This is a genomic window from Methanosarcina sp. A14, from assembly GCF_001729375.1.
In the GTDB taxonomy this organism is placed as follows: domain Archaea; phylum Halobacteriota; class Methanosarcinia; order Methanosarcinales; family Methanosarcinaceae; genus Methanosarcina; species Methanosarcina barkeri.
Genome location: NZ_LZPK01000023.1, coordinates 1 through 12,858, shown reverse-complemented (window position 1 = coordinate 12,858; position 12,858 = coordinate 1). Strand labels below are relative to the sequence as shown.

Annotated in this window: 13 protein-coding genes and 1 pseudogene; 10 read left to right on the top strand and 4 right to left on the bottom strand. The window is 39.1% G+C overall.

Features of this window, described 5'->3' with window-relative positions; genetic code table 11:
* Positions 1-472: 472 nt before the first annotated feature.
* Positions 473-811: a hypothetical protein gene (locus A9239_RS01395; RefSeq protein ID WP_141706331.1), complete on the top strand. Its 339-nt coding sequence runs from the start codon at positions 473-475 to the stop codon at positions 809-811.
* Here the strand turns inward: A9239_RS01395 and A9239_RS01390 are convergent.
* The gene (locus A9239_RS01390; RefSeq protein WP_048118568.1) at positions 781-1,188 is read right to left on the bottom strand and encodes a DUF1699 family protein; all 408 of its coding nucleotides are present in this window, start codon (positions 1,186-1,188) and stop codon (positions 781-783) included. The two genes, A9239_RS01395 and A9239_RS01390, sit on opposite strands and share 31 nt — an antisense overlap.
* 293 nt (positions 1,189-1,481) lie before the next feature.
* Here A9239_RS01390 and A9239_RS17905 point away from each other — a divergent pair.
* The 5 genes and pseudogenes from A9239_RS17905 to cofE form a co-directional block, all read left to right on the top strand.
* Positions 1,482-1,682, top strand: a pseudogene (locus A9239_RS17905) (zinc ribbon domain-containing protein); the annotation flags it as partial.
* A gap of 664 nt (positions 1,683-2,346) precedes the next feature.
* Positions 2,347-3,573 (top strand): dihydropteroate synthase, encoded by a 1,227-nt coding sequence (gene folP, locus A9239_RS01385; RefSeq protein WP_048118569.1) that lies wholly within the window; start codon positions 2,347-2,349, stop codon positions 3,571-3,573.
* 2 nt (positions 3,574-3,575) lie between these two features.
* Positions 3,576-4,190, top strand: coding sequence for a methylenetetrahydrofolate reductase C-terminal domain-containing protein (locus tag A9239_RS01380; RefSeq protein ID WP_048118573.1), 615 nt, complete (start codon positions 3,576-3,578; stop codon positions 4,188-4,190).
* A gap of 272 nt (positions 4,191-4,462) precedes the next feature.
* Positions 4,463-5,341, top strand: coding sequence for a methylenetetrahydrofolate reductase (locus A9239_RS01375; protein WP_048118575.1), 879 nt, complete (start codon positions 4,463-4,465; stop codon positions 5,339-5,341).
* 353 nt (positions 5,342-5,694) lie between these two features.
* Positions 5,695-6,504, top strand: a complete 810-nt coding sequence (cofE, locus tag A9239_RS01370) for a coenzyme F420-0:L-glutamate ligase (protein ID WP_048118578.1) — start codon at positions 5,695-5,697, stop codon at positions 6,502-6,504.
* 370 nt (positions 6,505-6,874) lie between these two features.
* On the opposite strand, the gene A9239_RS17900 is transcribed toward cofE, so the two are convergent.
* Positions 6,875-7,048 (bottom strand): hypothetical protein, encoded by a 174-nt coding sequence (locus tag A9239_RS17900; RefSeq protein ID WP_162488869.1) that lies wholly within the window; start codon positions 7,046-7,048, stop codon positions 6,875-6,877.
* 1,034 nt (positions 7,049-8,082) lie between these two features.
* Between A9239_RS17900 and trxA the strand changes: the two genes are divergently transcribed.
* From trxA to A9239_RS01350, 4 genes are all read left to right on the top strand, one after another.
* Complete coding sequence (trxA, locus tag A9239_RS01365; protein ID WP_048122991.1) at positions 8,083-8,349, top strand: thioredoxin; 267 nt, start codon at positions 8,083-8,085, stop codon at positions 8,347-8,349.
* Positions 8,350-8,950: 601 nt separating this feature from the next.
* Complete coding sequence (locus A9239_RS01360; protein ID WP_048118581.1) at positions 8,951-9,358, top strand: DUF1699 family protein; 408 nt, start codon at positions 8,951-8,953, stop codon at positions 9,356-9,358.
* Between the two features lie 390 nt (positions 9,359-9,748).
* Positions 9,749-10,768, top strand: coding sequence for an MBL fold metallo-hydrolase (locus tag A9239_RS01355; protein WP_048118584.1), 1,020 nt, complete (start codon positions 9,749-9,751; stop codon positions 10,766-10,768).
* 422 nt (positions 10,769-11,190) lie between these two features.
* Complete coding sequence (locus A9239_RS01350; RefSeq protein ID WP_230629217.1) at positions 11,191-11,604, top strand: hypothetical protein; 414 nt, start codon at positions 11,191-11,193, stop codon at positions 11,602-11,604.
* Between the two features lie 316 nt (positions 11,605-11,920).
* Here A9239_RS01350 and A9239_RS01345 read toward each other — a convergent pair whose 3' ends face one another.
* Both A9239_RS01345 and A9239_RS01340 read right to left on the bottom strand, forming a co-directional pair.
* On the bottom strand, positions 11,921-12,190 hold the full coding sequence (locus A9239_RS01345; protein WP_141706330.1) for a hypothetical protein: 270 nt from the start codon (positions 12,188-12,190) through the stop codon (positions 11,921-11,923).
* A gap of 54 nt (positions 12,191-12,244) precedes the next feature.
* A partial coding sequence (locus A9239_RS01340; RefSeq protein WP_141706329.1) for an alpha/beta fold hydrolase occupies positions 12,245-12,858 on the bottom strand: 614 nt, incomplete at its 5' end.

The window sequence follows — 12,858 nt, the reverse complement described above, 5'->3', positions numbered from 1 at the left end:
ATGTCTTAACCAATATTCAAAAATAAGTATAACAGAAAATATTATTCAATATTAATATATAAAAGTTTTATTTAAGTTAATAACCAATAAATATAGACTTATTTATCTATAAATTATCCAACTCTGTCTATACTGGTGTAATCAATTAAAGAGTTCGAAGGATGGGAACTTACTGTTATTGTGTATGCGCCTGAATAAAATTGTTTTAATCTTTTAAAATATAAAAATTTTAAATTTGTAGTTCTGTTGAAGTTGACGGTCTAACCCGCCTTTGAAAAGGCAGGGATGCGACCTTATTTATTCCTCAAGAATAGTTAACAATAATAAGAAATTGGTAGTCAGACTAGAGATTAAATTTGCCTACATAAGTATATATAGTAAAAACTTTTCTTGAAAACTCGAAATGCAAAGAAAAACCAGCTTTAATTTTAAATTTTTGTGCCGTAGATTATATATAGTCTTGTTTGAGAATATGTCATGTCAATCTGAACTTGAGCTAGTCCTATTGAGCACAACTGTTGTGCCGCAACCGTTGCGCCGGTTGATCACGCAGATAGGGTTTGGGGATAAGATCCTCAAACTCAAACGTTACCGTGTTTTCGATCAAATCTTTTTTGAAAATATTTGCAGACAAGCCTTTTTTGAAAAAGGTTGTGCTACAACCGTTGATTCGGTTGATCACGCCTTTACGAGGGGTTTTTCGGTCAAACCCTTCCTAAAAAGACTTGCAAGCAAGCAGTTTTTAAGAAAGGCTTGCGGAACTCGGGCAGAGACTCGTTTTTATTCCAAATCTTTTTTGTTCAGAATGTAAGAAACCATTCCAGGACCAAGTTTGCTTTCATGCGCTACTTTTTCCGCAATTTTTTCACTGGGAATGCCTTCAGCTTTCATGCTTCTTATTTTTGATATTATGGATGAGGGGACAGTATAATACTCATTAATGTCTTTCCTGTGTCCCCATACATCTCCTTCAATGAACTGAACCTTTTGCATTTCCAGAAACATCTCTATAGCTCTTGAAACTGTCCTTATGTATGATTTTGGAAGCTGGATTACCTCCAGTTTCGGACAGGTCTCAACAAGCAGAAAAATATCTTTATTTGATGGCCTGAATGCAAAGTGAACGACCTTTTCATTTGGATTCAGTGACAGAATTTCATTTCTTGAACTGATAACTCTTATTTTCATAAAGATCCCCCGACCCAAAACTTAACTAAAGAGTCAATAAAATAAGTTATACTACTTTATTTAAATAATTTTCTTGTATACTCATCAATTTTGTCCTCTACACGAAATTGATATCATGTCCCACCCCACAATTTATTGGAATATTTGACAACTGTTATGGAACCGAAGACAATTTATCACGATTTTTCACTTAACCGAAGACGCATGGATTCCTTTCTGGTTTGTAATCAGTTAAAACAGAATTATCTACAAATAATGAATATATTGGAGAAGTTAAAGTTATCCTTCTATGAAGATTTGAATCATCTTCTAAACTTTGTAACGTTTGTGGATATTATAACTCTAATCTGACTCTTTATGCTAGAGAATGGGAATGCTCTAATTGTAAAACAAAACATGATAAGGACGTTAATGCTGCAATCAATATCAAGAAATTCTTATTTCAAGATCAAAATCCAGATCAAAATCTAAATCTAAATCATATATTTATCTGACACCTGCGGAACGCTGGGAAGGGTTTGGGACTTATTCTCAAAAGAAAAAGGAATGAACCAAAAAGCCTTCTTCCTCGAAACTGAGCCGTGAGGCGAAGGATTCAGGGAGTGGTAGTTCACTTAACATACAACACTGCTTTCCTAATTGTACCAGATTACTCTTACACATCAATATTTTTATGTATTATTGAAGCTTATAATATCACAATGACGTTTACTGCCAACAATAATCAAAATAATTATTGAGTTTAAATTTATAATTTAATTACTAAAATAGTGTTCAGTCGGCAAAATAGGGCTTACAGAAAGGCTTGAAACCTGCTTTAACGCGTCTTAAACATGCCTTAAACAAGTATACCTGATAAAATCAGTTTATATGTATTAATTAATATATGATTATAGTGATTATTTGTCAAATCCTGATAATAATCGATAAACAAACTCTCCCTGTTTGGAAGCCTCTGCGGACGGAATATAAAGATTTTTCACGGAATGTAGTAAAAGCGGAATAAACTCTATTTTCGCGATTTAAAGACATATCGTTGAAATTTCCGACAGAGAGATAGCTCTGTAAAGCCGGCTTCCTTAGTATCTATTTACCAATGTCTATTAAGCGTTAGCTAGCGTTATTTTAATTGAAACTTATAGATCCTGGTTGTCAAAAATGGTTGTTGATACTGAAATATGTGGTATAAAAATAGGAGATCAATACCCTGCACATGTTATGGGTATTATTAACTTTAGTCCTGAGTCCTTTTACGGAGATTCGGTTGTAAGCCCGGATTCCGCGCTTGAGACAGCTCAAAAAATGGTTGAGGAAGGAGCAACCTTTCTGGACATTGGAGCCCGTTCAACCTGGTTACACGCCGAGCCTATTAGCAGGAAACAGGAACTTGAACGTATTTTGCCAGTTCTAGAAGCACTGGAAGGCAATGTGGATGCTGTGATTTCCGTAGATACAATGTTTTCTGAAATCGCAGAAGAAGCTCTCAAAAGGGGAGCTGATATCATAAATGATGTTTCCGGTTTTACAGCAGACCCCAGAATGATTGAAGTAGTGGCAGATTATGGATGTCCTGCTGTTGTCATGGCCTCAAATAAAGTACCGGGTGATCCCCTCGGAATGGATGCTATTATCGAATCTCTTGATTCTATTATACAGGCCGCTGAAGCAGGCGGCATAAATCCGGAAAAACTTATACTTGACCCTGCATCTGGCAGATGGATCGAAGAAAAACTTCCCATCTATGACTTTGAAACTCTTGATGATTTTGAGCGCCTTAAAATTTTTGAAAAACCGTTGTTAGCAGCTCTCTCAAGAAAATCTTTCATAGGAGACGTACTTGGAAAACCTGCAACTGAAAGGCTCTATGGCAGCCTGGCTGCAACATCTATTGCAGTCTACAAAGGTGCCCATATCGTCCGTACGCATGATGTACCTGAGACCGTTGATGTTGTAAAGTTTTCAGGAGCTATAAGGAGCAGGCCAAGTATAGTAAAAGAGGGCAATTATGAGGTCTCTGTGGTCGAGGTAAAGACACCACAGGATGCAGCCATTGCAATGCGAAAACTTGGAGTTACCACAACAGGCTCAAAGATAATGCAGAATAAAAGTATCCATCTTATGCTGAAAATTCGTAATCTTACGACCACAGAGGCTTTGATAATAAAACAGGAGATACTTTCCCGAGGAGGGGATGCAGCCTTGACAAGGAATGCAGTTTCCCACGAAACAGAGATGACTGATGTGCTTGTAATGGGCACTCTGCTTCAGCTTGGACGCCTTGCCAGGAAACTTGAAGGGCAGGCGCGCTCCCTACCACTTATTGCCGAAATGATCCGCGAATGCATTGCAAAGCGGAGCGATCTGGAATATCGATATTTGAGGTAGTTATGATTATAACTTCAGCAAAACCCCTTGAAGAAATCCTGGCCCTGTTACAGGACGAAGATGACATATTTATTATCGGATGCAATGTCTGCGCTGCAAAACTGAAGACCGGTGGAGAACCCGAAGTGCTTGAGATGATCAGGCAGCTTGAGAAAAACGGAAAGCATGTAGTAGGCTGGGCTCTCCCCACAGCAGCCTGCAGCGTCCGGTCTTTTGACTCCCTGGTCCAGAAAAATGAAAAAATAACTGAGGCACGCTGTATTCTGGTTATGGGCTGCGGTAGTGGAGTTTCAACGGTTGCCGGTGTTACGGAGGTGCCTGTGTTCGGCTCAAATGATACGCTTTCTCTGGGAGGTTCAAGCGAAGGCAAGCTGCTTTTAGACCAGTGTGCGATGTGTGGAAAATGCACAATTGGTGAATTCGGAGGGATCTGTCCCAAATCACGGTGCCCAAAAGGACTTCTAAACGGGCCCTGTGGAGGAGCTATTGACGGGATGTGTGAAGTCAACAGAGAGAACGACTGTGTATGGACTTTGATTTATAATAGGTTGAAAAAAATCAATAGGCTTGATCTCCTTTACACAGTTCATGCCCCTCAGGAGCATAGAGTTGACTAAACTCATTTACAGTTTTTATTTAATATTTTAATCAGATTTTTTACCGGTGCTTAAAATGCATATATTTGGGCATTAATTCATATCTGCAATAATCTCACTGAACTGCAAACCTCACTGGACTATGCAAAAACGGGATGATACGGATTAAAGGTTTTGGAAATAATATTAACCCTGGGATGATACAGATTAAAGGTTTTGGAAATAATATTAACCGACTGATGCACTATCCAGGAGCATGGTTTTAAATAATTTCATTCCTAATATTCTACCCAATGCTCTTTAATTTTCGTGAAAAACTGAATTCCAGCAAATTTCTGGTTACTGCTGAAGTCTCCCCTCCTAAGGGCACAAAATTCTCAGTTTCCCTAGAAGATGCTCGCCAGCTCAAAGGTATTGCAGATGCTATAAATGTTACGGACAATCAGTGCTCAATTATGCACATGAGCTCTCTAGCTTTTAGCAAGCTTCTGCTTGATGATGGGCACGAGCCTATTATGCAGCTCACCTGCCGGGACAGGAACAGGATAGGACTTCAGTCTGATCTTCTCGGAGCGTATGCTCTGGGTATCAGAAACATCTGTGTGATGACAGGAGATTTTCCTTCTTGTGGAGATCACCCAGGTTCAAAACCTGTATACGATCTTGATTCAGTACAGCTCCTGCAACTTATAAGAAAGCTTGACTCAGGCATTAATTTTGCAGGAAACCAGCTAAACGGAGGGACCTCTTTCTGTACAGGTGCGGTTTCTGGTATAGACCCTGAAAAACCTTTGCAACTCATAAAGCTTGAAAAAAAAGTCAGGTGTGGAGCTGACTTTATCCAGACTCAGGCAGTCTATGATGTAGGCATGTTTGAGGAGTTTACGGAAGCTATAGGCCACCTTGAAGTGCCCGTAATTGCAGGCTTGATTCCTCTAAAATCTCTGGGTATGGCTGAATTCATGAACAAGAATATTTCAGGAATTCATGTGCCTGAAGAAATTATGCTTCGTATAAAAGATGCACCTGATCCTGTCGAAGAAGGTCTTTCAATAGCTTCAGAGACTATAAAGGAGCTTATGAAACTCTCAAGAGGGGTTCATATTATGCCTATAGGCTCTCATAAAAATACCGCGAGACTACTTTCTATGGCTGGAATTTCCGGGAAATAATTTTTTGATAGGCAAAAATCACTCTTTCTATCCCGGAAAACTCTTTTTTAGCGATAAGGTTTTTTACTTCCTGTATTTCCCTCGGGCTTTTATTCTTATCGAGCACTTTATCTGGATATCTTCTCATCTTTTGGACATTATCTTCTCATCCTCTGAACATTATCTCACATCTTTTTGAATACTTCTTCACATTTTTAGAATATCTTTTTACATCTTTGAGAATACCTTCTTACATCTTTTTGGGAGCCGTCGGATACATTTATCAATATCTTCCGGCATTTTACGATTTGATTTTGCATTTATTTTAGATTCAGCAAACCAATCTAGTCATTAACTTCTAAAGGCAGCAGAGTATGAGTTCAGAAAATACTTCCATCCAGATGTTTGGGATTAAGACCCCTATTATAAGGGAAGGGGATGATATCGTAAAGATTTTAGATAAGGCTCTGGAGGAAGCAGGGCTTGTCCCCATTGACGGGGATATTTTCGTACTTGCAGAATCTGCAGTTGGTACTGCGGAAAGAAGAATCGTCAGGCTTGCAAGCGTGACTCCGGGCGAAAAGGCAAAGGTGCTTGGGGAACAGTACGGGATCGATCCCAGGGAAATGGAACTCGTGCTTCAGGAATGCGATGAGATTTTTGGGGGTGTGCCCGGAGCTGCCCTTACAATTACAAAAGGTGTTCTGGCTCCGAATGCAGGGATCGACGCTTCCAATGCCCCTGAAGGCAATGTAGTCCTGCTCCCGGAAGACCCACGAAAAAGTTCCGAGATTATCAGGAGCCGGCTTGAGAAGCGTTACTCATGCAAGTTAGGGGTAATTATAGGAGACAGCAGGACCCAGCCTCTCAGGCTTGGCTGCTCGGGAATTGCACTTGGAGTTTCAGGCTTTGTACCTGTGGAAGATGCGCGGGGAACTGACGATATCTACGGAAGGCCTCTCCGTATTACATACAAGGCTGTAGCAGATAACCTTGTCTCGGCCGCCGAACTCCTTATGGGAGAAGCCGGGGAAAGTGTGCCGTGCGTGCTTATCCGTGGTGCTCCTGTAAACATGATAAATGAGTCACCTGATATGCCAACGATCCCAATGGAAGGCTGTATGTACTTCGGCAACATAATAAAAGGTAGGCCCAAGGATAAAAACTGCGAGAAAAATGTATGATTCCTTAATGGGTTCCCTGATAATAGGGAATTTTTTCTTTTTAAGTACTCTTCAATAAACTGAAAGTTTTTTAGAGTTATCTGATCTTTGTACAGGAATTATTACGTAAAACTAATAAACGTAGTACAAAGTACAGATCTCATTCCTTCAGGAATTTACATTGGAGAGCCTGCAATAGCTTTCTAATAATAAGTATATCCCAAAAAAGAAAAATTAGTAGTCATCTGTTCAAGAAAAACAAGTTTCGGTGACTTATTCATCACGCCGTGAAAAGATGGTTATTATGCTTTTTCCTTTCATACTCAATAATTATTTCATAATTATTTCACACTAATTATTTCACACTCGGCGTCATTATTGACAGCTACAGTCATGATCCCTTAACAGTACCTTCGGTGCCCGCATCGACGACCTTTAAATCTGTCGTCACAACCAAACCGGCCACCAAACCGGCCACCAAAGCCACAGCCGCCAAATCCCCCATAGCCGCCACAGCCGCCATAACCACCACAGCCGCCATAACCACCACAACCGCCACGGCCATCGAACCTGTGTTTAAAGAATGGATATCCTCCCATTATATTTGCCTCCATAGTTTTACGATTTCCTTTCTACGTTTTTAGCACTTGCGCTGCATACTGGAGAAGATGAACTTATTAAGATCAGAATGCAACCATCTGATCAAATTCAACTTTAGCCTCCTCAATCCTGTAATACACCCACGCCAGCTATTTTTCGAAATGATTAATTTTTTTCCCTTTTATTTGAGTGAAAATATTCGACCTCAACTTACATGGGCATAAACATAAATATAATTATATTTTATATAATAACAATAGAATAATTCTTTCTTATTATCAATAATTTTAAAAAATTGGTAAACCTTTGATGATAGAATAGATTTACTTACGTTTGGCAAACTACCGATTTTAGTTTCTGCCCAACTAGACCGGCTACAAAAACGAAGTATTATGAATCGAATCCAAAAAACTACAAACTTGCGCAAGCAATAAATGATGTTTTGTGAGCAGCTTTATCTTCTGACTGGAATATAGAGCCCTCTGGTATGGAAAAAAACACTTACAAACTAGCACTTTCAAACCATTATCAGAATAGTATAAAATAATATAATATTTGCGATTATTTCAATTCTATCCAATTTAGTTTCAATGGATAGTATCGATCTCAATCCTTTTTGTGGAATTATACACGATAGAAATATAAATGCAGCGAGCAATATAAGACTATTGCACTTCGATATGGAAATAATTTACCTGGAGATTCCAGGGTAGATCCTGTGGATTTATTCTCGGTAGAGAAAAGGATGAAGCAGGAAGAAATAATTTAATATATGAAAAATTATTTCACATCATCGAAGATAATATACAATTATTGAGTCCCGACCCTGTATTTGGTAAATCCAGCTTTCATGTCGCCTATCGTCAGGATTGGGTTTCCGGCAGCTTTGTCGTACAGGCCCTTGAGACAGTGTGTGTACGACTCTTCTGTATGCTTCCCGGAATGGATTAAATAAAAATGGAGAAATTCTCAGACATTTCAAAATATAAAGGTGATTTTATGAAACCAATGTTATTGGACTTTTCCGCAACATGGTGTGGACCTTGCAGGATGCAAAAACCAATTCTTGAAGAGCTTGAGAAAAAGTACGGGGATAAAGTTGAGTTCAAAGTTGTCGATGTGGATGAAAACCAGGAAATGGCTTCCAAATACGGCATACATGCTGTCCCAACGCTGATTATCCAGAAAGATGGGGCTGAAGTAAAGCGCTTCATGGGGGTTACCCAGGGTAGTGTACTGGCATCGGAACTCGATAAGATCCTCTGACCCTCAGTTTTTCTGACAAGACCGCCCGAGGTTCCAGAAACCTGGGGCTATCTTTTTCCATATCCGTTTTTATCTGTTTATTTGACTTTTTCTGTATCTTTGAAATGGAAAAAGTCTTATTGCCTGTATTCTTCAATATTTATTTTAAATTTAATATATTTATAACGTTTTTAAAACTTATTATAATAATATAAAATCTGAATGGAAAATTGATGGGATTTAATGCTGTTTTTCTGGTTTTTAAATTAAACAATGTAGCTATTTTTAACTTCTTCATAAAAAACCAGTAAATTCATCTAATACCTAAAAACAGTAGCAGAACAACTATGTATATACAAAACTTTGCTGCGGAAAGTGAGTCACTGAGATTCCTGGCCAAAAAACTATGAAATTCTAAAAGGGTAACAATAATTGGATAAGTTCACATCAAATAATTATATGAGTAAACTAGAAAATTTTGATTAAAGAAATGTTTTTTGAATCGAAAATCTCATATACTATCTAAATAATGTTAGTTTAATGGGATAAATATTTATAGTCAGTATATCCTAATACTATCAATGTAAAAACGTAAAAAAATTTAAGGTGAGATGAGAAAAACATGAAGATCCGAGTGGTTAGCTCAAGAGAAGAAATCTTTACACTTAACCCAAATGAGCGCATTGTTCACCTGGCTTTCAGGCCATCGAACAAGGACGTTTTGGGTCTGGTTGAGACCTGCCCAAAAATTGAGGTAATTCAGTTGCCAAAATCCTATATGGCTACAGTTTCAAAATCCATAGAAATGTTCCTTGAGATGCAGAGAATCCAACTCATTGAAGGCGACGTCTGGGGCCACAGAAAAGATATAAACGAGTATTACACGATTCCGACCTCAGTGACTGAAAAAATAAAGGAAATGAGATCCGAAGGTATGTCCACTGAGGATATTGAAGCGAAGATTTCAAGAGAAAATATGCTTAACCCTGAAATGGTCGCTTATATTATAACTAAGGAATCCACAGCCTGAATTTGAACTGGATAAAATACGCTACAAGGCGTTTCACTGGAGATTGAACCGCAAAGGCGTTGAACTTTCGCGTTCTCGCGATCTGATCTCCGGCTTAAATCTTCTACTAGAGAAGGCTTATGCCTAGAGAAAGTAGGAAACCCTGAAAACATAATTGAAATCCGCTTTTTAAGAGGATTTCTTATTTATTAACTTCTTTTGTTACTTATTTAAGAGATTTAGAATCTGTGGAGTAATTGGGACTCCCAGAGTTGCTGTGGAAGTTGCTGTCAACACTAAATGGGAAACAAGTTTTTATACACTCTCTTATTTTTAAAGACCAGTACGTCACCAATTTACATTTTTTCCCTAACCTTAAATACCTTAAGTATTATTTCCTCAAGGATTTGCGTGATTTCTAAAAAACTAATTGATCTTGGTGTTCTGGCGCTCAGGCAGCGTAATTCTCGCGGGACATTTAAACCGCATATCTCTCTTCGGTTCAGGGATAAAGCCGGGGACTTGCGCACCTTTTCCATTGATACTACCAGGACGGTTGGAAAGCGCCCCCAGCCCGATGCTTATCTGATCACCCATGCCCATTCCGACCACAACGGAAAATCGGCTATGCTATCCCCCAATGCCGTTTGTACGGAAAAAACCGCGATGGCACTTGAAATCAGGCACGACAGAAAATATGCGGGCAGCATGTGCAGGCTTGGGGATGAAATTGACATCAAAGGAACAAAGGTAAAGACCTTTCCTACGGAACATACCGTAGGCGCGAGTGCTTTTTACTGGGAAAACGATGTAGGGACAAGGATTCTGGTTACAGGCGACGTCAAAGATGCAAGTAGCCTTCCTCCCTGTGATGTCCTTATCACTGAAGCTAACTACGGCGACCCTGCTGACCCCTCCTGCCATTTTGCAGATGACCTTGAGGGCATGAAATCTGCACTTTTCAAAAAAGGGCCTGTAGCTTTTGGAGCATATGAATTTGGAAAGACTCAGCGTGCAGTCGAACTTATAAGAAGCTTTGGATACGACGGCGTCATCTGTATGGAGGCGAGGACAAGGGCTCTTACCCGCAGCATGCTTGAGGATGCCGGGGAACTGGCAGGGCTTGATTCTGGAGAAGGCAACGGGGTTTTCATAGTTCCTCCCTGGAACCTTGACAAGTTGCCCTGGAACATGAAAAAATACGTTTTAAGTTGCCGCATGGATTATCCTTACCCGACAATCAGGATAAGTGACCATCTTGATGCTTGCGGGCTTGAAGATATGGTCAGAAAACTTTCTCCTGAAGTCACTCTAGTCTATCACCCAGGAGGGAATAGACCTTCAAAATTTTCAAAACATTTAAATTCGATAGGAATTGATTCGATATCTATAGATCAGATCGGTAATGTTTTAAGTAATGAATTTATTTAAAGCTGTGAAATCCAGTCTTAATATTAATCTTAACAATTCAATTTCGAGAACCTTGTATCAAAAACTAACTCCAAGGATTTAAGTCCGTATTGTAATTCAAGAATCTTATTTCAGCAAAAAATTATAATTACCTGATATATAATTTGATTCTAATAATTTAAATACAATGATTTTAATCTGAGATCTCAAATCTGCAAATCAAAATCTTATGTATAAATCAATATATTATCCGCAAAAAATCTGCAAATCAAAGTCTTATGTACAAATCAAAGTCTTATCCGCAAATTAAAATCTTATGTACAATCAATATCTTATCTGCAAATTAAAATCTTAGAACTCAGGTCTAATTTTTTAACCGAGATTAGATTCTGACTACGACTACATCCCAGGAATGTTAATTGCCGTTCAGGAGAGTATACAGGTTGAGTAAGCAAAATCCGAAGTCAAAGTCCAGAAAGGAACCTGCAAAAATAGCAGAGGCTACTTCAGCAGTTCCTGCAGCAAAGATTGAGACTCCAGAGAAGAAGACTTTTATCAAGGAAAGGACGCCTGAGGAAAAACAAAAGGAGCATAGGGACGGAGTTGTAAAGACAGTAGTAGCCGCATTACTTGGCACAATAGCAGGAATTTTGTGTTTCCACCTGTACGGAGCCGGAGAAGATCGGATCTGGTATGCTGTACTTACAATCGTCATCGGGCTTACGTATTACATACAGAAGTTTCTCTATCCTCAAATCAAGATCAATACAAAAGAGTTCAAATTCAAGGACTGGTTCTACGTAGAGTTTATAGTCGTTGATTTCTTCCTTATCGTCTGGACTCTCCTCCTGAATTAAGGTCTTATTTCCTGAACTGCAAAAAGGCTCTCTAAATTTAAGGGCCTTTTATACAGCCTTTTTATCACAGGTTTTTACCTTTTTGATTTACCCACAATTCCAGTATTGTTCGTTATTTCATTAAACTCTGTATACTAAGTTTTGTGCTTGTAATAGTCCAACGATTCATATCCCAAAGCAGGCATCTTATAACCAACAAATCCTGTATCTGTTGTTCGGGTCCTCCTCTAATTATAGTAACAAGTTCAAGTCGATGTGAGTACGCTCTTCCGTTTTCGGAAAAGGTGCAGATGTTGTCCTAGTTCATATACTGTCCTTAACTCCGATCAACCTGTTCTGCAGAATCCCATTCTTTAAATGTATTACATATCTTTGGGGCATACTCATTATACAGGTAGTGTGATCCATTGAGCACTATCAGTTTGTTTTTCCCATTGTTGCCGAACTGCTCTACGTGTTTCTCTTTCCAACCTGGTGTTGTTTCCACGTTTTCTGAGGATATGAAAAAGAGGACAGGGACATTATTTGGGAATTTCATACCTGAGAGCTTGTTGCAATTTTCTTCCAACATTTCCATTTCGTTCATAGCGTTCTGAGATAGCAGTCTGTTCAGGTACATCTTTCGCAGAAGTTCCTGTTCTTACTCTGAACGCTGATACCCAGATACCTCAGGTATTATACTTGAAGGATCAATTACAGAGAGAAGTCTGATTATTCCAAGATTATTCAATGTACGAAGCGTATTTCCATAACTTAGACTTTCCTGCATGAATGCTTCCAGGTCGTCTTCATTCGCTACACTGGTGTCTATTCCGACAAAGAATTTTACCTCATTAGGATACATATTCGCATAGTATAATCCGTACAATCCTGATGTGGAGTGTGCCATCAGAGTGTAATTATTATAGCCAATTTCCTTAAGGGCTCTGTGCAATTCGTATGTAATGTTCTCCACACTTCGATCACTGTTGGTGTCATCGCTAAGCCCATATCCAAAGTGTTCTACTGTTATCACCGTGTACTTATCATCTAAGTTTGCAGCAAGTGGTCGCAGATCAAGGACAGGAGACAGGGAACCCCAACCGCTTAAGAGCACAACTACCTGATCCCCGCTACCCGCTATATCTATACACATGTTCTTTCCATCAACTTGAACCAGACGTCCATATACGTCCTCCAGCTCCTTACTCTCCTGGTGGCATAGGAATGAATTGGTAGTAGCGATGAGAAGTATAATAGAGGCTCTCAAATTAG

Bases quoted from the DNA above. Each gene is read 5' to 3' on its own strand.
- A9239_RS01395 (WP_141706331.1), top strand. From the start codon at position 473: ATGTCATGTCAATCTGAACTTGAGCTAGTCCTATTGAGCACAACTGTT.
- A9239_RS01390 (WP_048118568.1), bottom strand. From the start codon at position 1,188: ATGAAAATAAGAGTTATCAGTTCAAGAAATGAAATTCTGTCACTGAAT.
- folP (WP_048118569.1), top strand. From the start codon at position 2,347: ATGGTTGTTGATACTGAAATATGTGGTATAAAAATAGGAGATCAATAC.
- A9239_RS01380 (WP_048118573.1), top strand. From the start codon at position 3,576: ATGATTATAACTTCAGCAAAACCCCTTGAAGAAATCCTGGCCCTGTTA.
- A9239_RS01375 (WP_048118575.1), top strand. From the start codon at position 4,463: ATGCTCTTTAATTTTCGTGAAAAACTGAATTCCAGCAAATTTCTGGTT.
- cofE (WP_048118578.1), top strand. From the start codon at position 5,695: ATGAGTTCAGAAAATACTTCCATCCAGATGTTTGGGATTAAGACCCCT.
- A9239_RS17900 (WP_162488869.1), bottom strand. From the start codon at position 7,048: ATGGCCGTGGCGGTTGTGGTGGTTATGGCGGCTGTGGTGGTTATGGCG.
- trxA (WP_048122991.1), top strand. From the start codon at position 8,083: ATGAAACCAATGTTATTGGACTTTTCCGCAACATGGTGTGGACCTTGC.
- A9239_RS01360 (WP_048118581.1), top strand. From the start codon at position 8,951: ATGAAGATCCGAGTGGTTAGCTCAAGAGAAGAAATCTTTACACTTAAC.
- A9239_RS01345 (WP_141706330.1), bottom strand. From the start codon at position 12,190: ATGAACGAAATGGAAATGTTGGAAGAAAATTGCAACAAGCTCTCAGGT.